Source organism: Pseudarthrobacter sp. NIBRBAC000502770 (genome assembly GCF_006517815.1).
GTDB lineage: Bacteria > Actinomycetota > Actinomycetes > Actinomycetales > Micrococcaceae > Arthrobacter > Arthrobacter niigatensis.
The window spans coordinates 3,974,364-3,999,260 of record NZ_CP041198.1 but is presented as its reverse complement, the minus strand read 5'-3'; the positions used below and the strand labels follow the sequence as shown (position 1 = coordinate 3,999,260).

Here is a 24,897-nt window from a genome sequence, read left to right as displayed (position 1 = left end):
CTCTGTCGGATCAAAGTCAGGTTTAAGCCTAGCCCTTCCGCCTCCACGCAGCCGGAACGGGTCCGGGGAAAGGCGCGGGTTAGGCTGGTGAAGGCCCAGGAGGTTTCCATGTCCCAACGGCTGACCGCCCTCTCCGCGCTACCGGCTTGTGCCTGCCGGAAAGCCCGGCCCCGGCCGGCAGGTCCCCGTGCCTGAACTCCACGAACTTTCGGCACTGGCGCTCCGCGACCTCCTGCGCACCGGATTGGTGTCCGCCACTGAAGCCACCGCACACTTCCTGGAGCGGATCGGGCAGCAAAACCCACTGCTGGGCGCCTTCATCACCGTGCCGGCGGACCAGGCCCTGGAGCAGGCGCGGGCGGCGGATACCCGCAGCGCCCATTCCGCCGCCGATGACCTGCCCCTGCTGCACGGCATGCCGCTGGCGTTCAAGGACCTCGCGGACGTGGCCGGTGTGGTGACCACGCACGGCAGCGCCGCCCTGAACCACAAGCCCGCCCCTGCCGACGCTCCCCTGGTGTCCCTTTTTAAGGATGCCGGCGTGGTTTCGCTGGGCAAGACCCAGGTGCCCGAATTCGGACTGACGGCCTACAGCGAAAACCGCATCGCGCCGCCGTCGCGCAACCCGCACGCGCCGGGCAGAAGTTCGGGAGGGTCCTCCGGCGGCAGTGCAGCCGCCGTGGCGGCAGGGTTGCTGCCTTTTGCCCCCGGGACCGACGGCGGCGGATCAGTCCGCATACCCGCTGCCGCCTGTGGCCTGGTGGGACTCAAACCCGGGCGGGGGCTGGTGGCCGCCGGGGAAAGCGCCGGCGACCCTGCCCGGCTGGTGACGCCGGGACCCATTGCCCGGAGCGCAGAGGATGCAGCGCTGATGATGGACGTCCTGGCCCCAGGGAACCAGTACCTCGAGGCAGTCCGGCAGGAGCCGCCGCGGCTGAGGATCGGCATCACGCTTGACAGTCCCTGGTCCGGCACCTTTCCGTTCACGCCGGATCGGGAGGCCCTGGACGCGCTCCAGGCCGGCGAAGCCCTCCTGGAACATGCCGGCCATACCCTTGGCGACGCCGGCGTCCGCTATGACAACCGGTACCCGGATGCCTTCACCACAGCCTGGACCGCCGGAGTGGGCGCCGCCCGGATCAGCCCATCCAGGGAAGCGCAGCTCGCGCCCCTGACCCGGACCTTCCGCCGGCGCGCGCAGCAGCGCAGCCCTGCCAAACTTGCCGAGGCGCTGGCGTTCCTGCGGCAGTTCCAGCACGACACGGAGGCCCAGTACCGGCAGTGGGACCTGATGTTGATGCCCGCGCTGGCGCAGACGCCCCGGCCGGTGGGCTGGTTCACCGGCACGGCGCACGGCAGCGGCCGCTGGCCGTCGGCGCAGTGGCCCGGGGACGCCGATGGCGACTACCGGAAGCAGTGCGAATACGCGCCCTGGTCCTCGATGGTCAATGTGTGCGGACTGCCGGCCATCACGGTTCCGGTGTATTGGACCGGCGGTGCCCCCGGGAGCGGACTGCCCATGGGAATCCAGCTGGTGGGCCCTCCGGGTTCTGAGGCCCTCCTGCTGCAGGTCGCGCGCCAACTGGGCTTCTAGGGGCAGGGCTTTTTGCTGTTGACCTTAACCTAACGGCGGCTTAACCCAGCCGTAACCTGGGCTACCCAAACTGGTAAAGCGCCATTACGTTTCCTCCACCCACCAAGCTCCACGAGGAGTTGTCCCGCATGAATGCTGAACCCAGCGCAAACGGCGCCGAAACTTACGCGGCGGCCCCCGATGGCCGGCCAGACCTGAGCAACACCAACGTCAGGGAGGACCTCGCCATGGCCGGCCGGTGCGCCCTGGTCCACCTGCCGACGGGCCGGACTTGCCTGCTCCCCCTCCGCCATCAAGGGCCCTGCGAGTTCCACCGCCCGCAGGAGGCACAGGACATCGTTAACGGCGGCTGACTCCCCGCGTGGCCTGCCACGCGGGCTGCATACCGATGCCGCGGTACCCATGTGGAGTTCGCCGGCGTATCGACTCCTGCGCCAATCAGGAGGACGATTAAAGGGCAGTCACCATGAGGAGGCCTGTATGTGCTACGCATCAAACAAGGACTTCGGATGGGGCGCCAGGAAGGAAACGACGCGCCGGCCCGAAGCCGAAACAAAACCCGAAACACCTGCGGAAACTCCAAAGGAGCCGGTCAAGGCACCGGATTTCACCTTCTGGGCGTTCCCCAACTGGCGAAGGTCCCCTGCACCGCGCACCCCCTCCGCCGAGCGGAACAAGGAGAGGGTCTGACGCCCGGGCTGTCATGACCCGGGCCGGAGTCGAAGGAGGGGTTCCCGGGCGGGTGCCCCTCCTTCGACAAAACACCCCGGGACACCTCCTCCGTCCGCGACTCTTGGCCGCACACCCCGTTACGCGCGTTGTGCTAACGCAACACTGGCGTCTATGGTTGCAAAATAAGCATGCTTATTATTCTGCGAAAGGAAACGGGCATGAGCGCAGGACAGTACACGCCAGGACCGGACCGCCTGCCGGAACGCGAGGCCACCACGCCGCCAGCAAACCCGGCCCAGCCGTCAGGGGACCGGGCCGCATCCCTCGGCGGCGCCCCGTCCTACCCAGCGCGGGAGCCCCGAACGCCGGCCACAGGAACCTCGGCCGCAGGAACCTCGGCCACGACCGCCCCGGGCGGCGCCACCCCGGAGCGCAAGGTCACCCGCGCCGGAGTCATCTGGGCAGCGGTAGTGGCTGCCTTGGCGCTCCTGATCCTGCTGATCGTTTTCATCCTGCAGAACCAGGAACAGGCCTTGGTGAAATTCCTGGGCTTCGAGGGCTCAGTCCCGCTTGGCATGGCTCTGTTCATCGCGGCCGTGACGGGCGGCGTGCTGGTGGCCGTTGCGGGCGGCGCGCGTATCCTCCAGCTCCGCTCCAACGCCCACAGGGCGCGGGTCCGGCAACGAAAGTAGCGGCCGGTCGCCGAGCCGCCCGCGTGGCTGCCGCCGTCGAGGTGGGTACCGACGTCCCAGCCTTACGCCGCCTCGCCTAGCGCGCGCCCAGCGTCGCGAACTTTCCGGCGCGGGCAGCCACCAGTTCCGGCACGGGAACTCCCGCCACAGTCGCCAGCTCATACTCAATCGCCTGTGCCATCCGGACGCAGAATTCGCGTGGCTCCAGGGAAGCATCACCGCGCTCGTCAACGATGTGGTCCACCAGCCCGTTCGCGTACAGCGCCGCGACGTTCACACCCTGCGCCTGGGCCATGGCGGGCGCGAATTCGGTGGTCCGGTGGACGATGGCGCTGGCTCCCTCCGGCGGCAGCGGCGACAGCCAGCTGTGCTGCGCGGCGATGGTCCTGTCCGCAGGCAGCAGCGCCAGCGCCCCTCCCCCGGCCCCCTGGCCAAGCAGCACGGAAACCGACGGTGACTCGAGTCCGATCAGTTCATGCAGCGAGCGCGCAATCTCGCCGGCAAGCCCGCCCTCCTCCGCTTCCTGCGAAAGGGCGGCACCGGCGGTATCGATGACAGTCAGCAGGGGAAGCCGCAGTTCCTCCGCCAGCTTCATCCCCCGCCGTGCTTCCCGCAATGACCCGGGACCCATGCCGGCGGCGTCTTTCCGCAGCGGGCGTGCGTGCCCCAGCACGATGCAGGACTGGGTGCCGAAGCGTGCAAGAGCCAGCAACAACCCGGGGTCCTTCTCGCCCTGCCCGGTTCCGTTCAAGGGAAGGGCATCGCCGGCGCCGAATTTCAGCAACTGGCGCAGGTCGGGCCGCCGCGGCCGCCGGGAGAGCCCGATGGACGTCCAGGCGTCCACGGACGATGGCCGGACGTTCAGGGTGTCGGGAGCCGCGGGGCGCGGCGGCAGCGGGGCCGCGGGAGCGAGGATGTCCAGCGCCCGGCCCACCAGATCGGCGAGGTCGCGGGGTTCCACCACGCCGTCGATCAACCCCTTGTTGAAGAGGTTTTCCGCCACCTGGACGTTCTCCGGGAACGCTTCGCCATACAGCGCCTGGTAGACGCGTGGGCCAAGGAATCCCAGCAGGGCCCCGGGTTCGGCCACGTTGATGTGCCCCAGGGATCCCCAGGACGCCATCACGCCGCCGGTGGTGGGGTGGCGCAGGTAGACCAGGTAGGGAAGCCCGGCCTGTCGGTGCGCGCGGACTGCGCCGGTGATCTTCACCATGGACAGGAACGCGAGCGTCCCTTCCTGCATCCGCGTGCCGCCTGACGCCGGACCGGCCAGCAGCGGGAGCCCTTCGGCAGTGGCGCGTTCGACGGCGGCAACAATCCTTTGCGCTGCCGCGTGGCCGATCGACCCGGCAAGGAACGAAAATTCGCTGACGATGAGTGCGACCCTCCGGCCGCGGATCAGCCCGGCGCCGGTGATCACTGATTCGTCGGCGCCGCTGCGCTCCCGCGCCTTGGCCAGGTCCCGGGCGTACTCTTCGGACAGCCCGGGCTGCTCCGGTTCCGCGTCCCAGGAAACGAACGAACCGGGGTCCACCACGGCTTCGAGCAACTCGGTGGCGTTCATGTGCCGCACCTTCTCTGCCGTCGCCACGCTACTTCGCCGCCGGAGCCGCGGGGGCCATGCCCAGCCATTCCCGGATGGCGGCGCCGTCCTCATTCAGCAGCGGCGGTGCGTCGTGCCCGGTCGGGGTGGTTTCCGCGGCGTCGCCGGGTGCGAAGAACCGCAGCGGCGGCCCCGGCAGGCTCACCTTTCCCAGCAGCGGATGGTCCACCTCCACCACCAGGCCCTGGGACGCCACCTGCTCCCAGGCGTACACCTCATCCAGTGAGCGGACCTTGCCGGCCGGGATCCCGGCGTCGTTCAGCTTCTGCAGCAGTTCCACCGCCCCGTACCCGGAGAAGGCGCGTTCGACGGCGGCAATCACCTCGCCGCGGTTCCGCACCCTTTCGGCGTTGCTGGCGAAACCGGGGGCGGCAGCGTCCAGGCCGAAGGCTGCCGCGAAGGACTGCCACAGTTTCTCACTGCCGACGCTGATCTGGACGCTGCCGTCCTTGCAGTTGAACAGGCCGTAGGGTGCGATGGACGGGTGGTGGTTTCCCTGGGCCTGCGGAACTTCGCCGGCAACGGTGGTCCGGGTTCCCTGGAAGGCGTGGACTCCGATCAGGGAAGCGAGCAGCGACGTGCGCACCACCTGGCCCCGGCCGGTCCGGTTCCGCTCCACCAGTGCCGCCAGGACGCCGAACGCCCCGTTCATGCCGGAGAGCAGGTCGGCGATGGGAACGCCCACGCGCTGCGGATCATCCGGTCCGGAGCCGGTGAGTGACATGAGTCCGGCTTCGCCCTGCAGGATCTGGTCGTAGCCGCTCCGCTGGGATTCGGGGCCGTCGTGGCCAAAGCCGGTGATGGACAGGATCACCAGGCGCGGGTTGAGTTCATGCATCGCCGCCGTTGAGAAGCCCAGCCGGTCCATGACGCCGGGCCGGAAGTTCTCGATCACCACATCGGCCCGCTCCAGCAGTCCGCGCAGCACCGCCTGCCCGTCTTCGCTCTTCAGGTCCAAACTGATGGATTCCTTGTTGCGGTTGCAGGACATGAAGTAGGTGGACTGCAGGTCATCCTCCGGGCCGACGAAGGGCGGGCCCCAGCCCCGGGTGTCGTCCCCCGTGCCGGGGTTCTCCACCTTGATGACGCGGGCACCGAGGTCCGCCAGCATCATGCCGGCGTGCGGTCCGGCCAGTGCCCGGCTGAGGTCGACGACGGTGTGCCCGGCCAGGGGGCCTTGGCGGTTCTCGGTGCTCATGTTCTGGTTTCCTTTCTAAAAACAGGCTGGACGGGGGCGGTGGCAGTTAGAGCCAGCCGGGGACCACCAGTGCCAGCCATGCCAGGACGGGTCCGGCCACGATGACGATTCCGCTGTAGCCGAGGATCCGCTTGTAGTACTGGTCCTTGTCCACGCCCTCCGGGGCGTTGGCCAGCACCAGTGCGCCGTTGGTGGAAAACGGCGAGACGTCAACGATCGTGGCGGAGACCGCCAGGGCGCAGATGACGCCCACGGCGCCGATTTCACCGGTGGACAGGAACGGGACGGCGAGCGGGATGAGCGCTGCCAGGATCGCGGTGGAGGAGGCGAAGGCGGACACCACGGCGCCGATGAAGCAGATGATGAGGGCCGCCAGCAGCGGCATTCCCATTCCGGCGACGCCGCTGGAGACGAATTTGATGGTGCCGGCCTCCTCAAGCACGCCGACGAAGGTCAGCATGCCGCAAATGAGCAGCACGGTGGACCAGCTGATCTTGTTGATGGCGCCCTTCTGAGCGGCCGGGGAGACCAGGGCCAGCACGATGGCGATGGTGATGGACACGAAGCCGACATCCATCTTGAAGCCGAGGGCCACCACGGCCAGCACGATCAGTCCGGCAATGGTGACAAGCTGGGGGATCCGTTCGGAACGTTCCTTGGTGGCGGCAATGCCGTCGCCTGCTGGGTCGCGGGGGCCGTACATGCCCGAGCCGAAGCCCTTGAAAGGAACGTCGCCGCCGGCCGCCTTGGCGCCGACGCTGACTGCCATGCGCGCCTCGGCCGCCTGCTCCACGAAGTGTCCCACCTTGGAGGACAGGAGGTTCTTGCCGCCCAGGACCACGAAGAGGACCAGCGCGATGACCAGGTTGAAGATGAAGCTGGACAGGAACAGGGCGGTGGGGCTGAACGCGAGGTCGGTCTTGGCCAGGATGCCGTTGACGGTGACGCCGTAGACGGCGATGGGCGAGAAGCCGCCGGCCTGTGCGCCGTGGATCACCATCATGCCCATCAGGAGCGGGCTGATCTTGTACTTGCCGGCAAAGCTCAGGGCGATGGGGGCAATGATGGCGACGGCGGCGGGAGACAGGGCGCCCACGGCCGTGATCACCGCGGTGATGGCGAACATGACCCAGGGGATGAGGGCAACGCGGCTGCCCACGAGCTTGACGGCTCCCCGGACCAGGAGGTCGATGGTGCCGTTGTTCTGCGCGATGGCGAAGAGGTAGGTGACGCCCACGATGGTGAGGAAGAGGCCGCCGGGGAAGTTGGCCAGGATCTCATTGGTGGACATGCCCAGCACCACGGCGCCGAGCAGGAAGGCGCCGACGAAGGCGAGCGCACCCATGTTGAGGGGCAGGACGGTGGCGAGCAGGAACATCGCCGCGAGGATGATGATGGATAGGACAGGAGCGGACATCGTTGGTCCTCCATTGAGGGGAAGAATGTGACGTGAGTTACTGGCTCACTGGACTAGCCTCTTAGACAGTGAGTCTATCTGTCAATAGATGAAGGCGGTATTCTGGACCGGTAGACCCAAGGGAGGGCTTTGTGGAGAAGACGGCACGGCTGGGGCTGGAACGCGTTGCGCGGCCACGGCTGTACGAGCAGCTGGTGGAACAGATCCTTGCCTACATCGAGTCCGCCCAGCTGAAGCCCGGCGACCTGCTGCCGGCCGAGCGCGACCTCGCCGAGCGGCTGGGCGTCTCCCGCGCCACTCTCGCCCAGGCACTGGTGGCCCTTGAGGTTCTGGGCGTCATTGACGTGCAGCACGGCACCGGAGCCGTGCTGGCCCGGAGGCCCAGCGTCGCCTCGGTGGTCAAGGGCCTGCGTGAGCACCAGAGCCGGCTGCCGGAAATCGTGGAAGCCCGCAGCACCCTGGAGGTGAAGCTTGCCGCCCTTGCCGCGGAACGCCGGACGGACCAGGACCTCGCCGCGATCGACAACGCCCTGGACGTCATGGCACAGGAAATCAGCGACGGCGACCGCGGCACCCACGGTGACGAACTCTTCCACCAGGCAATCACCGGCGCGGCGCACTCCTCGGTCCTGGCACAGCTGATGGCCTTCATCGCGGAGATGATCCTGGAAACAAGGATGGAGTCGCTGGGCCAGCCCGGCCGGCCGGAACAGTCACTGGCATCACACCGGAAAATCGCGGATGCCGTGCGTGCGCAGGACGCTGCGGCAGCGGCCGACGCCATGCTGGCGCACATCGAGCTCGTCTCCGACGTGGAGCTGCTCCGCTAGCAGCCGTGGGCCGGGCCGCCCCACGGCGACACGCCGGGCTGTCTGGTTTCCCGGACAGCCAGCGTGGGACAGCGGTGTTGCAGCGCCCTGAAACCCGGTGTGATGGACCCTACGTTTACATCACTGAGGAGTTTGGCCATGGCCGGAGGCAGTACCGCCGTAGAGGCACGTTCGATTGACATGATCCCGCCGGGTGAGCGCCACGGCCACCCGCGGGGCCAGTTCACCCTGTGGTTCGGCGCCAACGCGCAGATCACCGCCATCGTGGACGGCGCCCTGGCCGTGGTTTTCGGGGCGGATGCTTTCTGGGCCATCGTGGGACTGTTGGTGGGGAATGTGCTGGGCGGCGCCGTCATGGCCCTCCACTCTGCCCAGGGCCCCAAGCTGGGGCTGCCCCAGATGATTTCCAGCCGGGCGCAGTTCGGCGTGTACGGGGCCGTGATCCCGCTGGCACTGGTCATCCTGATGTACGTCGGATTCGCCTCCACCGGCACCGTCCTTTCGGGGCAGGCCATCAACCTCATGCTGGGAGTGGAGACGCCCGCCGTCGGAATCCTCATCTTCGGTGCGGCCACCGCCCTGCTGGCCATCCTGGGCTATAAGTACATCCACGCGCTGGGCCGCATCGCCACCGTGCTGGGCCTCGCCGGCTTCCTCTACCTGACGGTCGCCGTCGTCACCAGGTTCGACGTCACCCAGGTGCTGATGGTCAAGGGCTTCGAGTGGCCCACGTTCCTCACCGCCGTCGCCCTCGGCGCAGGCTGGCAGCTGACGTTCGGCCCGTACGTCGCCGACTACTCCCGCTACCTCCCGGCCCACACCTCCGAGCGCAAGACGTTCTGGTACACCTTCGCCGGCTCGGTGGGGGGCGCCCAGTGGGCCATGACCCTGGGCGCCCTGGCCGGAGGGCTGTCGGCCGCCAAGCTGGGCGGGGATTTCCTGAAGAACCAGGTGGGGTACATGGGCGACCTCGCCGGCGCCGGCCTGATCGCCGTCTTCATCTACCTGATGATCGTCACCGGCAAGCTGACAGTGAACTGCCTGAACGCCTATGGGGCCTTCATGTGCGGCGTGACCATCAGCACCGCGGTCAACCGCCGGGACACTGTCTCCAAAACCGTTCGGATCGCGTTCATCGTGGCGGTCATCGGTGCCAGCGTCCTCATCGCGCTGTTCGCCAGCAAGGACTTCCTGAACATGTTCAAGAACTTTGTGCTCCTGCTGCTGATGGTGTTCACGCCATGGTCCGTGATCAACCTCGTGGACTACTACAAGATCTCCCGCGACCGGCTGGACATCCCGGCCCTGTACAACCCGGACGGCCGCTACGGCCGCTGGAACGCCGCGGCCCTGGTCTCCTATGGAATCGGCGTCGTCATCCAGGTCCCGTTCCTGGCGCAGGCCCTGTATACCGGCCCGGTCACCAAGCTGCTGGGCGGGGCGGACATCTCCTGGCTCGTGGGGATCGTGGCCACCCTCGCCATCTACTACCCGTGGGCCAAGGTCACCAACCGGGCCCCGGCGGAATCGATCTACCCGGCGGGCAGGGTTGGGGAGCCGGCGGCCGTGGCAATAGAGGGGTAGGCAGGCAGCAGGGGGAATTTACGACGGCGGCCCGGGCATTAGGTGCCAGGACCGCGGTTTGCGCCGGGCCGGGGGCGGCCGGCACCCGCCGGTTAGAACGTGCCGGTGTTTGACCCGGCAGTGCCGGCGACGGCCACGCCAATAATGAACAACAGCCAGAGCGCTCCGTAGCCCAGCAGGCAAAGGTAACCCAGCACCAGGCCGGTGATGGACATCCCCTTGCCCGAGGGTTCACGGCGCAGGGCCAAATGGCCGGTGATGATGGCGGCGAACTGGGGCAGCAACAGCCAGCCCATGATCACCGAGGCGATGCCGCAGACCATGCTGGCGATGCTCAGCGTTTTGGGTTCCACCTGCTGGCCGTAGTAGGACGCCTGGCCGAAGTACTGGGGCTGGTTGTACTGCGGCTGGTTGTACTGGGCCTGGCCATACTGGGACTGGCCGTGACCGGCTCCCTGCCCATACTGGCCCGGTGGCTGGTACCCGGACCACGGCGGGCCGCCGGACTGGTTTTCGGGTCGCTGGTAATCGGGCCCCTGGGATGGCTGGTTGCTCATGGTTTCTCCCCTGCGAATCTGGTTACAGCCTACTTCAGTGCAGGACCAGCCGGACGGCCAGGACCACCATCAGGACGCCGATGGCGGCGTCGATCCACCGCCAGGTCCGGGGGCTGGAGAGCACCCGGGCCAGCGCCCGCGCCCCGTACCCGAGGGCCGTGAACCACAGGACGCTTCCGGCCACGGCGCCGGCGGCAAAGGTCCAGCGCAGCCCGGGGCCCTGCTGGTTGGCGAGGCTGCCCAGCAGCACCACGGTGTCCAGGTAGACATGTGGGTTGAGGAAGGTCAGGGCGGCCGTGGTGGCGATGACCGAGTTCCTGGACCTGGGCGACTGCTCCGTCAGCGCGGAAGGCCTCGCCGCTGCCAGGAAGGACCGCACCGCGAACCACAGCAAATAGGCGGCTCCGGCCCAGCGCAGGACTTCCAGCACCCCGGGGAAATGGGTGACAAGCGCTCCGATCCCCGCTGTTCCGCCCACGATCAGCAGCGCGTCACCGGCCATGCAGACGAGCACCACTGCGCCAATGTGCTCCCGGCGGATGCCCTGGCGCAGCACAAAGGCGTTCTGGGCGCCGATCGCCACGATCAGCGCCAGCCCGGTCAGCATTCCAGTTATTCCCGCGGTCCACATTCCATGACCATAGGATCGCAACCTACTGTAGACAAATCACAGATTGTCGGTTGTCCTTAGAATATCTTCATGAACCTTGAACACCTGAAGGCCCTCGTCGCGGTTGTCGACGAAGGAACGTTTGAGGCCGCGGCAGACCTGCTCCGCGTCACTCCGTCGGCCGTGAGCCAGCGCATCAAGGCGCTGGAAACCTCCGTGGGGCAGGTCCTGGTACGCCGCCGGGTTCCCTGTACCGCCACGGACGCGGGTGCGCTGCTGCTGCGGATGGGCCGCCAGGTGCAGTTACTCGAGGCCGAGACCTCGGCAGCACTGGGAACGGGTTCGACCTTGCGGGCCCCTCTGCCAGTGGCCGTGAACGCCGATTCGCTGGCCACGTGGTTCCTTCCGGTCCTGCACCAGGCCGCAGGCTGGGAGGACTCTGCACTGGACCTTCATGTTGAGGACCAGGGCTACAGCAGCCAACTGCTCCGCGACGGCGCAGTGATGGCCGCGGTGACCTCCGACCCTGTCCCGGTGAGCGGATGCCGCGTGGAGTTGCTGGGATCCATGCGCTACATCCCGGTGGCCGCTCCAGGGCTGCGCCGGCGCTTTTCCAGCCCAGGCGGGATGGACTGGGCGGCAATGCCGGTTATGAAATTCAATGCGAAGGACACCCTGCAGCAGCAGCTGCTGGCCGCGAAGAGCGTGCAGCAGGCTCCGCCCACGCATACCGTGCCCTCATCCCAGGGGTTCCTTGCAGCGGTCAGGGCAGGCCTGGGCTGGGGAATGATTCCGGAGCTCCAGCTCTCGGGCGAACTGGCGGACGGCGCCCTGGTCCGGTTGGAAGAGGCCGCCCACCAGGACGTTGCCCTCTACTGGCAGGCCTGGTCCCTCGATTCAAACCGGCTCGCGCGGATCGGCGCGGCGGTCCGCGAGGCCGCCATTGACCAACTGCGGCCCGGGACCCGGCAGGAGCCTAGCGGGCCAAGTAGGGCAGGAAATAGACGGCAAAAATAACGAAGGCCGCCAGCAGCGCCAGCTTGCCTGCGCTGGTCCCGCCGTGGTGCTGCGCCCTGGTGCTCCGGCCGTGGCGCCAATGCCCGGCCGGCGCGGCCGCATGCTGCCCTGCCTGGACGTCCCGTGGCGGCAGGGCCCGGCCTGCGGGGTGGCGGGATGCGCTGCGGGCCCTGGCTGCGTCCTTGGCTCCGGTTTTGCCTCCCGGGCTTGCGGCGGGACCGGCCGGGGGCAGGGCTCCCGCCGGGCGCACCACGGTTCCCGGACGCACGTTGCGCAGGGCAGTGATGCCGGGCTCCTGCTCGTGCGTGAGCTGCCGGCCCAGGTCCTCGTACAGGCCCACCACGGCCTGCTGGTCCAGTACCGCCGGCAGCGACTCGATGGCCGGGACCACCCGCTGCGAACCGGCCACGGCCACGTCCGAGTCGGTGATACCAAAAAGGTCGGGCTGGGCAGCCATGCAGATAAGTGGACGGACCAGCCTGCGGTGCGGCGGAGCCAGCACCGAGGCAACGGCAGCGCATTGGGCCAGGGCACCTTCGACGGCCTGGGTGCGCGCATAGCGGCCCTGCCAGAGCACGCCGGACGCCACCTGCACCTCGCCGGTCCAGTTCTTGGAATCCACCACCACCACGCCGCCCGGTCCCACCAGGACGTGGTCCAGGGTGGCCTTGGGCCTGCCCGGCCAATGGACATCGTGGAGCACGTACCAGCCGCGGGGAACCAGCTCGCTGAGCTTGTCGGCCACCGTCCGCTCCCCCACCGCGGCGGTATCCCATGCCTTGGTGGATTGATCGGCCTCATCCAGCCTGCGCTTCAGCCGCGCCACGCGCTCGGCAGCAAGCCTGGACTGCTCCGCTGCCCCGTCTCCTGCCCCCATTGGACGTCCCCGTTTCCTTGCCGGAACCGACTAAGGCGGCGGCCCGCCGTCGTCCGTTCCTTTCGGTGGAATTTCCTTGAAAGTAGCAGTGGGCGGAAGGGGCGGTATATAGGTACTTTCGCGGCTGTGTACTCAGTTGGACTACTTGGTTGGCGTACGTCACGGCAGGTCACAGCGTCCGGATTTTGGGCGGGTCGTTTTGACTCCTGCCAGCTTCTGGCATGCTGGAGCCATGGCTAGCCGCGCGGGTACAGTTGCCCAACCCCAGGACCTTGTTGACATCACTGCGCTCCTCGACGCGTATTACGACATCGCGCCGGACCTGGGTGATCCCGGCCAGCGCGTGGTGTTCGGAACGTCCGGGCACCGAGGGTCCAGTTTGAAGGCCTCCTTCAACGAGCAGCACATCGTGGCCATCACCCAGGCAATCGTGGAGTACCGGGCGGCCCAGGGCGTCACCGGTCCGCTGTTCCTGGCCAAGGACACCCACGCGCTGAGCGAGCCGGCACAGAACTCTGCCCTCGAGGTCCTCGCCGCCAACGGCGTCCAGGTCCTGGTGGATGCCCGGCACGGCTACACCCCCACCCCGGCCCTGAGCCACGCCATCCTCACCTACAACGGGAAGGCGGCGCCCGGCGCCCCGCAGGCTGACGGCATCGTGGTAACGCCCAGCCACAACCCGCCCGGCGACGGCGGCTTCAAGTACAACCCCCCGCACGGCGGTCCCGCCGACTCAGATGCCACAGGCTGGATCGCCAACCGCGCCAACGAGCTCCTGGAAAACGGCCTGCGGGGCGTGAAGCGGATTCCGCTGGCCGACGCACAATCGGCCGACACTACCGGCAAGTTCGACTTCCTCTCCAGCTACGTGGACGACCTTCCGTCCGTCCTGAACCTGGATGCCATCCGCGAGGCCGGCGTCCGGATCGGTGCCGACCCCATGGGCGGCGCCTCCGTTGACTACTGGGGCGAGATCGCCGAGCGCCACCACCTGGACCTCACCGTGGTGAACCCCACCGTCGACCCGCAGTGGGCGTTCATGACGCTGGACTGGGACGAAAAAATCCGCATGGACTGCTCCTCGCCGTCCGCCATGGCCTCGCTGATCCAGCGGATGTCGGCAGGCGGATCCTCCTTCGATATCGCCACCGGCAACGACGCCGACGCAGACCGCCACGGCATCGTCACCCCTGACGGCGGCCTGATGAATCCCAACCACTACCTCGCAGTGGCCATCGACTACCTGTACCGCAACCGCAGCGGCTGGAACCCGGCCTCGGTAGTGGGCAAGACCCTGGTGTCATCCTCCATCATCGACCGCGTGGCGCAGAGCCTGGGCCGCAAGCTCGTGGAGGTACCGGTGGGCTTCAAATGGTTCGTGCCCGGCCTGCTCTCGGGTGAAGGCGCGTTCGGCGGGGAGGAATCCGCAGGCGCTTCCTTCAACAAGCTGGACGGCAGCGTGTGGACCACGGACAAGGACGGCATCCTGCTGGCGCTGCTGGCGTCCGAGATCACCGCGGTCACGGGCAAGTCCCCGTCGCAGCTGTACAAGGGCCTGACCGACCAGTTCGGCGCCCCTGTCTACGCCCGGATCGACGCCGCCGCGACGCGTGAGCAGAAGGCAAAGCTGGGCAAGCTGTCCGCCGCTGACGTGACTGCCACCTCGTTGGCGGGCGAGGAGATCACCGCCAAACTCACCGAGGCACCCGGCAACGGCGCACCCATCGGCGGCCTGAAGGTGGTCACCGAGAACGCCTGGTTCGCGGCCCGGCCGTCCGGCACCGAGGACGTCTACAAGATCTACGCCGAGTCCTTCAAGGGCGAGGAGCACCTGAAGCAGGTCCAGGCAGAGGCCAAGGCGCTGGTGGACAGCGTCATCGCCTAGCTTCCACCCTCGCGGCGCCACAGCCGGAGGACGCGCCTGGTGGTGTGGTCGCCGTCGGGAGCCATGTCCACCAGGGCGACGCGGTCAAGCACGACGGCGTCGCCGGGGTGGAGGCGCTTGCCACCATGGTGTGAGACGTGGGGGCGGTATCCGGCGAGGGTGTGGGCCGGCGTCAGGATCCTGCCTCCCACGCCCACGACGACGTCAACCAGCTGCCCGTGCAGGGCCTGCAGGTCAGGCTGGGGCTGGATGAGGTTGACGGGAACGGATCCGTTGCGGCCGAAGGCGGCGTCCTCCCCCACGGTGAGCGCGGCGCCCAGCGCTGCGGCTGCCGGTGCATCAGCGAGCCCGGCGATGCGTTCGGCGACGTCCGCGCTGCCTGTTGCGGCGGCGTCGAACCCCACGTCAAACCGCACCAGCGTGATGTGCAGCGGCCAGTCGGTGCGTGGGAAGACCTGGCCTTCGGCCACGGGCTCCACGAAGGCCACAAAGATCAGGTTCCGCGTCGGCATGGCCCCAGTCTCCCACCACGGCCGCGTCCAGACGCCCCATCACCTCCCGCCCTTAAAACCCAAACGCCCCATCACCAGGTGATGGGGCGTTTGGAGAAAAGACGCAGGAAGTGATGGGGCGTCAGACGGTGCGGACGGCCTCACCGTAGGAGTACTTGGGCTTTGCGTCGCCCCAGGCTTCCTCACCGGGCTGGCCGATGTTGACCACCAGGAAGCTCTTCTGGTCGCCGGCCGGGAAGAAGGCGGCGTCAATCGCGGCGAAGTCGGCGCCGGTCATGGGACCTGCGGCGAAGCCAAGCGAGCGGACGGCCAGGATGAAGTAGCCGGCCTGCAGGTGGGCGTTGTTGTTGCCCGTGGCGGCCGCGAGTGCGGGGTCGGCGTCGTACATGGCCTTGGGGGCGTTGTAGCCGGGGAGGAAGTTGTCCCACTTGCCGGCCCAGTCGGTGTCGTAGCTGAGGATGGCCACGAGCGGTGCAGAGGCGGTCTTGGCCTGGTTGCCGCGGGACAGGGCGTCAACCAGGGTGGCACGGGCCTCGGCCGAGCGGACGTAGGTGACGCGCAGCGGCTGGGAGTTGAAGGCGGTGGGGCCGAACTTGGTGAGTTCGTAGATGGCCTGGGCCTGCTCCTCGGTCACCTCGCCGGTGAAGGAGTTGGCGGTGCGTGCCTGGGCGAAAATGGCGTCCACGGCTGCCGAATCGATAACCGCTTCTTCATGGGCAATGGTCATTGGCGTACCTTTCGCTGCGGGTCACCCGCCTTGCCGCGGTGGCCCCTGGTTGCTTTCCATAGTTGCAACTTCAACTGACCGTTGGCTCTTCCCGCATCAGGGGTGACCTTGGCCACAGCGGGTGCGCGCGGAAACTTGGCGGTATTCTGGACCGAGTTGATCTTCGCCCCCTCGCGGCACCCCCTGAAAGGCATTCCTTCCCATGAGCATGCTCGGAATCAAATGGAAGCTGCACGGCACCGGCAAAACCATCAAGCCCGGCCAGGTGGTGGCCCCCGATGAGCGCCTGGCGTGGCCCCTGACCATCGGCGTGGGCATGCAGCACGTGGTGGCCATGTTCGGCGCCACCTTCCTGGTTCCCATCATCACCGGGATGCCGCCCGCCACCACGCTGTTCTTCTCGGGCATCGGCACGCTGCTGTTCCTGGTGGTCACCAAGGGCCGGGTGCCCAGCTACCTGGGTTCGAGCTTTGCGTTCATCGCGCCCATCACGGCCTCGCAGGCGCAGTTCGGGATTCCCGGCGCGCTGGGCGGCGTCGTGCTGGCGGGAACCACACTTGCCCTGGTGGGTGCCGTGGTGCAGAAGTTCGGCGCCGGCTGGATCAACCGGCTGATGCCGCCGATCGTCACTGGGGCCATCGTTGCGTTGATCGGCCTGAACCTGGCTCCAGCGGCCAAACAGAACTTCGACGCCGCCCCCATCACCGCGCTGGTCACGCTTGTCACCATCATCCTGGTCAGCGTCCTGTTCCGCGGGATCCTGGGCAGGCTCAGCATCCTGGTGGGCGTGGTGGTTGGGTACCTTGTGGCCATGCTCCGGGGCGAGGTGAAGTACGACAAAATGGACGCCGCAGCCTGGGTCGGCCTGCCGCACTTCCAGACTCCCGAGTTCCACCTCGGCGTTTTGGGGCTGTTCGTCCCGGTGGTCCTGGTGCTGGTGGCGGAGAACATTGGCCATGTGAAGTCCGTGGCCGCCATGACGGGGCAGAACCTCGACGGCGTCTCCGGACGGGCGCTGATGGCCGACGGTGCCGCTACCGTCCTGGCCGGCTTTGGCGGCGGTTCGGGCACCACCACCTACGCGGAAAACATCGGCGTCATGGCGGCCACCAAGGTGTATTCGACGGCGGCCTATTGGGTGGCGGGGATGTTCGCCATCCTGCTCAGCTTCTCGCCGAAGTTCGGCGAACTGATCGCCACGGTCCCGGCAGGCGTGCTGGGCGGCGCAGCCACCATGCTGTACGGCATGATCGGCATCCTCGGCGTGAAGATCTGGGTCCAGAACAAGGTCAACTTTTCGAACCCCATCAACCTGACCACCGCCGCCGTCGCCCTGATCATCGGCATCGCTGACTACACCTGGACCATTGGGGACCTGAAGTTCACCGGCATCGCCCTCGGTTCCGCTGCCGCGCTGGTGATCTACCACGGCATGAAGACCATCGCGAAGGCGCGCGGAACAGTGGCCGAGCCCGAAACGGAGCAGGGCGTCCTGCCTCCCGCCGTGAAGTCGGCGCTGAACGCAGCCTCGAAGCGCGGCCCCAAGAAGCGCTGACCCCCTGTTCAGATTGCCCCTCCCGGCATCCCGTGTAGGTTGAAAAGACGTCAAGCACTACGTCTGGGGGATCAATGCTTGAGAGTTTCATGCGCCTGCCGAAATCGCCGCCGCCTGCAAACCACCGCCACGTCCAGCAGGCCGACCTGCCAGCAGAGCAGATCTACACCCTGGGTCCGGCACCTCGGAGCCGCGTGGCAGGATGCGTCCTCGCGGTCCTGCTCAGCGCCTGGATGCTGGCCGTGCCAATTGCCCTGATTGACCGGCTCAAGGATGCTCCAGGCCCGGGCGCCGGCTTCCTGACCGGGAGCATTATTACCTTCGCCGCGGTCACCGCGGGCCTCGGCGGTTTCCGCTTCTTCAACGCCAGAGACGTCCGAAGGCGTTTGTCCGGCGCCCTCATCGCGGCCCTGGTTGCAGCCGTCACCGCAGCGGCAGCTTCTGCGCTGCTCCCCGAATACGGCCTGCTGCTGGCCGTTCCGGGCCTGTTGGCTGGAGTGCCTGCGCTCGTCGCCCTGGTGGGGGACCACCGCAGGCACCGCGCTGCCGGTACCAGGAACTAGGCGGCCTGCCCCTGAGGCGCCGGTCCACCCGCCATACCGGGGTTCAGGCCGGCCGCGGGGTGGCCCGGCGGGAATGGCCCCGGACGGCCTTGGCCGAAGACCGGGCCGGGCTGCGGCCGCTTCGCCGCCAGCGCGTCGGCCTGATGGGGCCGCAGCTGCTTGAGCACCCACGGCATGAAGTACTGCCGCGCCCACACCAGGTCCTCGGCCCGGGCCTGCGTCCACCCGTGCGCCGGCAGCGGCCTGGGCTGCAACGGCTTGAGCGCATGCTCCACGCCCAGCGCATTCAGGGTTGCCACGGCCACGGCATGGTGGCCCAGCGGCGACAGATGCAGCCGGTCGGGGTCCCACATTGACGCGTGCTGAAGCTCCGGCAGGCACCACAGGTCAACCATGATGGCGTGGTGCCGGGCCCCGATGGTGTGCAGGTGCTCGTTGTAGATGGCCACGCGGCCGCGGATTTTGCCGAATACCGGCGTGTTGCCCCAGTCCGGGCCCGCAAACAGGAGCACGGTGGCACCGGTGGCTGCGAGCGTGCCGATGGCCTGGTCCAGCTTCCCGGCAAGCTTGTCGGGATCGCCGTGCCTGAAGATGATGTCGTTGCCACCGGCGGCAATGGCGACAAGGTCCGGCTTCAGGGACAGCGCCGCGGCCAGTTGCCCGTCGAGGATCTGCCGCAGCAGCAGTCCCCGGATGGCCAGGTTGGCGTACGCAAAGTCGGCACGGCCGGACGCCAGCTCCTCGGCCACGCGGTCCGCCCAACCCCGGAGCCCGCCCAGGCTGAGCGGTTCCGGGTCGCCGATTCCTTCGGTGTAGGAGTCTCCCAGGGCAACGAACCGGCGCCAGGGGTGGCTGTCCGGCCCGTCCGCGATGAAACGCAGCTCCTGCTTCTGGATGGTCATGCTGTCCTCCCTTCTGCGGGAGGCGGGGTTTCCGTCTTCGCCGCAGCGTTCCTGCGGGGTTGCTTTCCGGTTGGAAAGCCCCGCCCCGCCGCCGACGGACGCGGAAGCTCCGCGACGCCGTCGTACGCTTCCTGCCGCAACGCGGACGGCGGTGCGCCGTTCCGGTCCCGGCCGGCCCCCGGGGCCACGACATTCAGGGCCGCGTCCCGGAGGTCAAGCTCATGGTGCAGTGCCTGCGTCTGCAGGAAAAGCAGCGCGGCCTCCCTGCTGAGTCCGTATTCGCTGGTGAGGCTGCGCACGGCCAGGTCCACCAGGACCAGGGAGCTTTGGACGACGGCGAGGCCGGCTGTCGCTTCCGCCCTCTCGGCCATGCGGAACACGAGGCGAAGGGCCCTAGCCATCTGGCGCGCATAGCCCCGAACCCTGACCAGGTCGTCGCTGGTAAACGCGTGCGGCACGCCCGCGTAAAAGGTGACGGCGGCGCTCGTCCCGCCTTCGGCCATGATGGGCACCGAAAGCATCGACTTCACCCCGTGGCCCGACGCCGCACTCGCGTAACCGGGCCACCGCCGGTCACGGCTCAGATCCGATACCAGGACGAATGCCTCGGTGCGCATGGCCTCCATGACGGGCCCGTCGGCGAACGAGCACTGTTCCCGGTCCGCCTCCCGCGCCTGCTCCGTGCTGGCCGCAAGCGTGCGTCCCTGGCCCAGGCGGAAGAGCGTGGCGGCCCAGCCAATACCGCGGCGTTCACCCTTGATATCGCTCATGAAGTCATGGGTGACTTCCCGGAGGAAGGTTTCGACATCCTTGCTGTCGAAGACCGGCTCCGGGGTAACTGGAAGCAGCCCCCAGCCAACCTGCCCCGAAGGTTCAGCCGCCATGTTCCAGCCCTGTTCGAAGCGCTTCGGCCTACTACAAAACCTGGTTCCAAGAATACGTCCGAACCGGGGCCTGGCGGGAGTGGCGGCAGAAATAAGCCTAAAGAGGGGGAAATGGTTCGCTGATATGGTCCCCCTGTACGGCAACAGCTGCACCGCAGCACAGGCCCGGCCGGAGAGGAGCCCCGTTTGGACACCCGGAAGCTGAAGTATTTCCTGGCGGTGGTGGACCAAGGCGGGTTCAACCGCGCGGCCGAACACCTGTTGATCGCCCAGCCCTCGCTGTCGCAGACCATTGCAGGCCTGGAAAAGGAGCTGGGAGTTCCGTTGTTCCACCGGATAGGCCGCCGCGCCGTCCTCAGCGACGCAGGCAAGGAGCTGGTAGGGCCGGCGCGGCTGGTGATGCGGGACCTGGACGCCGCGCAATCCGCGGTTCAGGCATTGCGCGGCGTCCGCAGCGGGCAGCTGGACATTGTCACCATGCCCTCGCCCGGAATCGAACCCCTGACCTCGATGATCGCCGCGTTTACCCGGTCCTACCCGTCAGTCAGATTGAACGTGGAGGCAGCCTTCACGCCGGAGGAGGTCATCGAATCGGTGCGTAACGGCAGCACCGAGATCGGACTGGCCGGTGCTGCCACCGCCATCCGGGTGCCCGGGGTGGAAGTGCTTGCGCTGGAGCGCCAGCCGCTGATCCTGATCGTCAATCCGCAGGCAGACACCTTCGGCCCGGGAGAGGCCATCGCGCGGGAGGACCTGAACGGGCACCGGCTCATCGCCAGCCAGCGGGGATCCCTGATGCGCTGGCTGGTGGATGATGCCCTGGCGCGCGGAGTCAATGCCGAGATCGTCGTGGAAGTGGCCCACCGTACCTCGGTCCTGCCCCTCGTGCTGGCAGGGGTGGGGCACGCGGTGATGCCTTCCTCGTGGGCCCCCACCGCCGGGAAGGCCGGGCTGCGCACGCTCCTCATTGAGCCGGTTTCCCACCTGGAGGTGGCCATCCTGAGCCGCAAGGACGATCTCACGCCCGCGGCGCGGGCCTTCCTGCAGGTGGCCAAGGACCACGCCCAGTAAGCACCGGCGGCGATTGATAGGCGCAACCTATCTGGCGGATCGAATCTTGGTCTTGGACGCCCACCCCGCCGCGCCCGTCTACTTGAGGAGGAAGAAAACAGTGTGACCGGGGCGACACCCGCACACTGCCCGCACTCAACGAGGAGGTAGGCAAATGAGCGCCAACCAGACATTCAGCATCGCTTCAATCCCGGCCGACGGCGTGGGCAAGGAAGTGGTATCCGCCGGACGCCGCGTCCTGGACGCCCTGGCTGGAAACTCGAATGGAAAATTTGCGTTCGACTGGACCGAGTTCCCTTGGGGCAGCGAGTACTACGCCAGGACCGGCCAGATGATGGACCCCAAGGGCCTGGACGCCCTGAAGGACTTCGACGCCATCTACTTCGGCGCCGTCGGCTGGGAAAACGTCCCGGACCACATCAGCCTCTGGGGCCTGCGCCTGAACATCACCCAGAACTTCGACCAGTGGGCCAACATCCGCCCGGTGAAGTTCCTCCCCGGCGTGCAGTCCCCGCTCCGCAAGGCCGACACCACCGAACTGGACTGGGTGGTGGTCCGCGAGAACAGCGAGGGTGAATACGCCGGCCTCGGCGGCCGGAACCTCAGTGGGCGCGGCCCCGGCAACGAGGTGGCGCTGCAGACCGCGCTGTTCACCGAGAAGGGCTGCGAGCGCATCATGCGGTTCGCCTTCGACCTGGCCCGGACCCGGACCGTCAAGAAGGTTTCCTCGGTCACCAAGTCCAACGCGCAGCAGTACGGGATGGTCCTGTGGGACGAGGTCTTCCACCGCGTCGCCCTGGACTACCCGGATGTCCGGACCGAAAGCGTCCTGGTGGATGCCATGAGCGCCAAGTTCATCCTCAAGCCCGAGGACCTCTCCGTCGTCGTCGCCTCCAACCTGAACGCCGACATCCTCTCCGACCTCGGCTCGGCGCTGGCCGGCAGCCTGGGCCTGGCGGCCAGCGCCAACCTGAACCCGGAGCGCCGCTTCCCGTCAATGTTCGAACCCGTCCACGGCTCCGCACCGGACATCGCCGGCCAGGGCATCAGCAACCCGATCGGCGCGATCGCCAGCGCCGCCCTGATGCTGGACCACTTCGGCCTGCACGCGGAAGCCCGCCAGGTGGAAGCCGCCATCGAAGCGGCCACCGGCGCTGGCCACCTGACCCGCGATGTGGGGGGCAAGGCAAACACCGAGGACGTCACCGAAGCCATCATCAAGGCCCTGACGCTCACTCCGGCAGCGGTCTAGGCGCGCAGCAACCTCCGGCGCCGCCATCCGGTTGCCGATTCCAGGCACGGGGCGGCCGGTGAAGCAGTACCGCCGGCCGCCCCGTATCAACTTTCTTCAGAACATCCTCCAGCGACATTCCACAATGAGGTAGGAATCATGGACCACACCAGCACCGCCGCGGCTACAACAGCGGCCCCAAAAACCCGGTGGTACCGCCAGCTCTACTTTTGGGTACTGACGGCGATCGTCATCGGCATCCTGGTCGGCTGGCTTGCCCCGGCAACCGGTATCGCCATGGAACCGATCGGCACCACTTTCGTGAACGCGATGAAGATGCTCATCGGGCCCATCGTGTTCCTCACGATCGTCGGCGGCATCGCCAGCGTGGCGGACCTGAAGAAGGTGGGCATGACCGGGCTGAAGGCGCTGACCTACTTCCAGGTCGGCACCATCTGCGCCCTGGCATTCGGCCTGGTGGCCATCAACGTCTTCCGGCTCGGCGAAGGCGTGAACGCCGATCCCGGTGCCATCAAGACCTCGGACTCGGCCGCCAAGCTGATCGATGCGGGGCAGCACCAGGAATGGTGGCAGTTCATCACCAACATCATCCCCACCAGCGTGGTCCAGCCCTTCGTGGTTGGCGACATCCTGCAAATCATCTTCATTGCGGTGGTCTTCGGGATCGCCCTGAACGCCATGGGCAAGGTGGGCGCCCCGGTCCTGGACGGGGTGCAGCGACTGACCGGGGTCATGTTCAAGATCCTCGGCTTCATCATGAAGGCCGCGCCCCTGGGAGCCTTCGGCGCCATGGCCTTTGCCGTGGGCAAGTACGGCGTCTCATCGCTCACCAGCATGGGCGGCCTGATCGCCCTGTTCTACGCCACATCCATCCTGTTCGTCGTGGTGGTGCTCGGCTCGGTCATGGCGTTCCTGAAGCTGAACATCTTCAGCATGATCCGGCACCTCAAGGAGGAGTACATGCTCATCCTCGGCACCTCCACCGCCGAGCCCGCCCTTCCCGGCCTGATGCGCAAGCTTGAGAATGCCGGTGTCAAGAAGGAAACGGTCGGCCTGGTGGTCCCCACCGGCTACAGCTTCAACCTGGACGGCGCCGCCATCTACCTGTCTTTGGCCGCCCTCTACATTGCCCAGGCCACCAACACCCACCTGAGCATTGGCCAGCAGCTGGGCCTGCTCGCGGTCATGCTGCTCACCTCCAAGGGTGCGGCAGGAGTCGCCGGCGGCGGCTTCATCGCCCTCACCGCCACCCTGGCCACCATCGGCACCATCCCCGCCGCCGGAATCATGCTGATCTTCGGCATTGACAAGTTCATGTCCGAATGCCGGGCCCTGGTCAACTTCACGGGCAACGCCGTGGCCACCCTGTTCATCGCCTGGTGGGACCGCACCCTCGACGCCGACCGTGTGCGCCGCGTCTTCGCCGGCGAAGCCGTGGACCCGCTTCCCGTCACGGCGCCGGGCCACCTCGAGGCCACCGACGGTTCAGGCGCCCACCCCCACAAGGAGCCTGCCCTCCAGGAAGGCGCGACCGGCGTCGAGCCTTCCCTGCCTGCCCGCCACCCCGCCTACTCCGAAACGGCCTGACATGCCCGTCAACACCACCACGGTCCGTGCCCTGATCGCACCCGACAAATTCAAGGGCAGCCTCACCGCAGGCGAGGTGGCACAAGCCCTGGCGGCCGGGCTCCGGTCCACCGCCGGGGCCGCCGGGGCCATCGAATGCGAGCTGCTGCCGCTGGCCGACGGCGGGGACGGCAGCGTGGACGCCGCTGTCTCAGCCGGCTTCGCCCGGCACACCTGCTCCGTCACGGGCCCCACAGGGCAAAGGGTCCAGTCGTCCATCGCCTTCGACGGCGTCACAGCCGTCGTGGAAGTCGCCAACACCTGCGGGATCGCGCTCCTGGCGGACGGCTCCCTGGATGCCCTCAATGCATCCAGCCGCGGTTTCGGTGAGGCAGTCCGGTTCGCCCTGGGCCTGTCGCCCGCGCGGATCGTGCTGGCTCTGGGCGGGAGCGCCAGCACGGACGGCGGCATGGGAATGCTGTCCGCCCTGGGATACGCCTTCCTCGCAGCCGACGGCACGGTACTGCCGGGGACCGGCCATGCACTCGGCAGCATCCACGCCGTCCGCGGTTCCCTCCTGCCAGGCCTGGCAGGGACGGAACTGGTGGTCGCCAGCGACGTCTCCAACCCCCTGACCGGGCCAGCCGGGGCAGCGGCCGTCTTCGGGCCGCAAAAAGGCGCCGGCCCGGCGGATGTCGCGGCCCTCGACGCCGGGCTGGAACACTTCGTTGGCAGGATGGCGGACGCAGGGTTTGGGGCCGCGGCCAGCCTGGCACGGCATGACGGAGCCGGCAGCGCCGGGGGAATCGGATTCGCCTGCCTGCTCCTGGGCGCGCGCCAGGTCTCCGGAGCGGACTTCTTCCTGGACCTGCTGGACTTCGATGCCCGCAAGGCCGGCTGCGACGTCGTCATCACGGGCGAAGGCAGCATCGATGCGCAGACCCTCGCCGGCAAACTGCCCGCCGCGGTGGCCCGCCGCTCCGGCACCCGCACCCTCATCGCCGTGGCCGGCCGCTCCCTGCTCCCCCGGGAACGCTGGGCGGACCTGTCCCTGGCGCAGGTCTACGCCCTGGCTGACTACACCAGCCGGGATTCCGCCAAGGACCCTCTACTGTCCGCAGCCCTGCTCACCCGGATCGGCCGCGACATCGGCCGGCAGATCGGGCAAGGCATCCGCCAGCCCGGCACGTTTGTCCCTTCCGCCGGCTCCGCCGGGCAGTAGCATCGGGAGAGGGAACACCGAATACTCCCTGCTCGCTTGGGTACCTGACCTTGGGCAAGGGGTCTTGGAGCATCCATGCCAGCACGGAAACGAGCAACGGAAAGAGG

23 protein-coding genes are annotated in these 24,897 nt (G+C 67.8%); 13 read left to right on the top strand and 10 right to left on the bottom strand.

Translation table 11 applies throughout. The features are described from left to right. Window positions 1-187 precede the first annotated feature (187 nt). From NIBR502770_RS19025 to NIBR502770_RS19010, 3 genes are all read left to right on the top strand, one after another. Window positions 188-1,594, top strand: a complete 1,407-nt coding sequence (locus tag NIBR502770_RS19025) for an amidase (RefSeq protein ID WP_141182989.1) — start codon at window positions 188-190, stop codon at window positions 1,592-1,594. Between the two features lie 128 nt (window positions 1,595-1,722). Further along, window positions 1,723-1,947: a hypothetical protein gene (locus tag NIBR502770_RS19020; RefSeq protein WP_141182988.1), complete on the top strand. Its 225-nt coding sequence runs from the start codon at window positions 1,723-1,725 to the stop codon at window positions 1,945-1,947. Between the two features lie 537 nt (window positions 1,948-2,484). Beyond that, window positions 2,485-2,958, top strand: a complete 474-nt coding sequence (locus NIBR502770_RS19010) for a lipopolysaccharide assembly LapA domain-containing protein (RefSeq protein WP_141182987.1) — start codon at window positions 2,485-2,487, stop codon at window positions 2,956-2,958. Between the two features lie 76 nt (window positions 2,959-3,034). On the opposite strand, the gene NIBR502770_RS19005 is transcribed toward NIBR502770_RS19010, so the two are convergent. From NIBR502770_RS19005 to NIBR502770_RS18995, 3 genes are read right to left on the bottom strand one after another with little or no spacing between them, the layout of a single operon-like run. Further along, the gene (locus tag NIBR502770_RS19005; RefSeq protein ID WP_371416475.1) at window positions 3,035-4,522 is read right to left on the bottom strand and encodes a carboxyl transferase domain-containing protein; all 1,488 of its coding nucleotides are present in this window, start codon (window positions 4,520-4,522) and stop codon (window positions 3,035-3,037) included. 28 nt (window positions 4,523-4,550) lie between these two features. Beyond that, window positions 4,551-5,759, bottom strand: coding sequence for a CaiB/BaiF CoA-transferase family protein (locus NIBR502770_RS19000; protein WP_141182985.1), 1,209 nt, complete (start codon window positions 5,757-5,759; stop codon window positions 4,551-4,553). 46 nt (window positions 5,760-5,805) lie between these two features. Then, a complete protein-coding gene (locus NIBR502770_RS18995; protein WP_141182984.1) occupies window positions 5,806-7,176 on the bottom strand; it encodes an SLC13 family permease in 1,371 nt (456 codons plus the stop codon). Window positions 7,177-7,307: 131 nt separating this feature from the next. Here NIBR502770_RS18995 and NIBR502770_RS18990 point away from each other — a divergent pair, with 131 nt between their 5' ends. Both NIBR502770_RS18990 and NIBR502770_RS18985 read left to right on the top strand, forming a co-directional pair. After that, window positions 7,308-8,006 carry a FadR/GntR family transcriptional regulator gene (locus NIBR502770_RS18990; RefSeq protein ID WP_141182983.1) on the top strand — a complete coding sequence of 233 codons (699 nt, stop codon included), beginning with the start codon at window positions 7,308-7,310 and terminating at the stop codon, window positions 8,004-8,006. A 138-nt stretch (window positions 8,007-8,144) separates the two neighbouring features. Continuing rightward, window positions 8,145-9,590: a cytosine permease gene (locus NIBR502770_RS18985; RefSeq protein ID WP_141182982.1), complete on the top strand. Its 1,446-nt coding sequence runs from the start codon at window positions 8,145-8,147 to the stop codon at window positions 9,588-9,590. 92 nt (window positions 9,591-9,682) lie between these two features. Here NIBR502770_RS18985 and NIBR502770_RS18980 read toward each other — a convergent pair whose 3' ends face one another. Next, a complete protein-coding gene (locus NIBR502770_RS18980) occupies window positions 9,683-10,147 on the bottom strand; it encodes a DUF4190 domain-containing protein (RefSeq protein ID WP_141182981.1) in 465 nt (154 codons plus the stop codon). Window positions 10,148-10,181: 34 nt separating this feature from the next. After that, on the bottom strand, window positions 10,182-10,754 hold the full coding sequence (locus NIBR502770_RS18975; protein WP_141161401.1) for a LysE/ArgO family amino acid transporter: 573 nt from the start codon (window positions 10,752-10,754) through the stop codon (window positions 10,182-10,184). 93 nt (window positions 10,755-10,847) lie between these two features. Here NIBR502770_RS18975 and NIBR502770_RS18970 point away from each other — a divergent pair, with 93 nt between their 5' ends. Continuing rightward, window positions 10,848-11,774, top strand: a complete 927-nt coding sequence (locus NIBR502770_RS18970; protein WP_141182980.1) for a LysR family transcriptional regulator ArgP — start codon at window positions 10,848-10,850, stop codon at window positions 11,772-11,774. Here the strand turns inward: NIBR502770_RS18970 and NIBR502770_RS18965 are convergent. Next, entirely contained in the window at window positions 11,734-12,651 is a 918-nt protein-coding gene (locus tag NIBR502770_RS18965) for a nuclease-related domain-containing protein (protein ID WP_141182979.1), read from the bottom strand. The genes NIBR502770_RS18970 and NIBR502770_RS18965 overlap by 41 nt on opposite strands. Before the next feature lie 232 nt (window positions 12,652-12,883). On the opposite strand from NIBR502770_RS18965, the gene pgm reads away from it, so the two are divergent. Next, the gene (gene pgm / locus NIBR502770_RS18960) at window positions 12,884-14,536 is read left to right on the top strand and encodes a phosphoglucomutase (alpha-D-glucose-1,6-bisphosphate-dependent) (protein WP_141182978.1); all 1,653 of its coding nucleotides are present in this window, start codon (window positions 12,884-12,886) and stop codon (window positions 14,534-14,536) included. Here the strand turns inward: pgm and NIBR502770_RS18955 are convergent. Further along, window positions 14,533-15,048 carry a 2'-5' RNA ligase family protein gene (locus NIBR502770_RS18955; protein WP_141182977.1) on the bottom strand — a complete coding sequence of 172 codons (516 nt, stop codon included), beginning with the start codon at window positions 15,046-15,048 and terminating at the stop codon, window positions 14,533-14,535. The two genes, pgm and NIBR502770_RS18955, sit on opposite strands and share 4 nt — an antisense overlap. A gap of 121 nt (window positions 15,049-15,169) precedes the next feature. Next, the gene (locus NIBR502770_RS18950; protein ID WP_141182976.1) at window positions 15,170-15,775 is read right to left on the bottom strand and encodes a malonic semialdehyde reductase; all 606 of its coding nucleotides are present in this window, start codon (window positions 15,773-15,775) and stop codon (window positions 15,170-15,172) included. A gap of 202 nt (window positions 15,776-15,977) precedes the next feature. Here NIBR502770_RS18950 and NIBR502770_RS18945 point away from each other — a divergent pair, with 202 nt between their 5' ends. Further along, window positions 15,978-17,330, top strand: a complete 1,353-nt coding sequence (locus NIBR502770_RS18945) for a uracil-xanthine permease family protein (protein ID WP_141182975.1) — start codon at window positions 15,978-15,980, stop codon at window positions 17,328-17,330. A 74-nt stretch (window positions 17,331-17,404) separates the two neighbouring features. Continuing rightward, window positions 17,405-17,893: a hypothetical protein gene (locus tag NIBR502770_RS18940; protein ID WP_246857326.1), complete on the top strand. Its 489-nt coding sequence runs from the start codon at window positions 17,405-17,407 to the stop codon at window positions 17,891-17,893. On the opposite strand, the gene NIBR502770_RS18935 is transcribed toward NIBR502770_RS18940, so the two are convergent. Both NIBR502770_RS18935 and NIBR502770_RS18930 read right to left on the bottom strand, forming a co-directional pair. Next, entirely contained in the window at window positions 17,890-18,795 is a 906-nt protein-coding gene (locus NIBR502770_RS18935; RefSeq protein WP_141158624.1) for an SGNH/GDSL hydrolase family protein, read from the bottom strand. The two genes, NIBR502770_RS18940 and NIBR502770_RS18935, sit on opposite strands and share 4 nt — an antisense overlap. Then, a complete protein-coding gene (locus NIBR502770_RS18930) occupies window positions 18,792-19,679 on the bottom strand; it encodes a GAF domain-containing protein (protein ID WP_141182974.1) in 888 nt (295 codons plus the stop codon). The genes NIBR502770_RS18935 and NIBR502770_RS18930 overlap by 4 nt, the downstream gene beginning before the upstream one ends. Before the next feature lie 186 nt (window positions 19,680-19,865). Between NIBR502770_RS18930 and NIBR502770_RS18925 the strand changes: the two genes are divergently transcribed. From NIBR502770_RS18925 to NIBR502770_RS18910, 4 genes are all read left to right on the top strand, one after another. After that, entirely contained in the window at window positions 19,866-20,750 is an 885-nt protein-coding gene (locus NIBR502770_RS18925) for a LysR family transcriptional regulator (protein WP_141182973.1), read from the top strand. Between the two features lie 154 nt (window positions 20,751-20,904). Beyond that, a complete protein-coding gene (locus tag NIBR502770_RS18920) occupies window positions 20,905-22,002 on the top strand; it encodes a tartrate dehydrogenase (RefSeq protein WP_141158627.1) in 1,098 nt (365 codons plus the stop codon). Window positions 22,003-22,140: 138 nt separating this feature from the next. Beyond that, entirely contained in the window at window positions 22,141-23,589 is a 1,449-nt protein-coding gene (dctA, locus tag NIBR502770_RS18915) for a C4-dicarboxylate transporter DctA (protein ID WP_246839807.1), read from the top strand. A 1-nt stretch (window position 23,590) separates the two neighbouring features. Then, window positions 23,591-24,790, top strand: coding sequence for a glycerate kinase (locus NIBR502770_RS18910; RefSeq protein WP_141158628.1), 1,200 nt, complete (start codon window positions 23,591-23,593; stop codon window positions 24,788-24,790). Window positions 24,791-24,897: the final 107 nt, after the last annotated feature.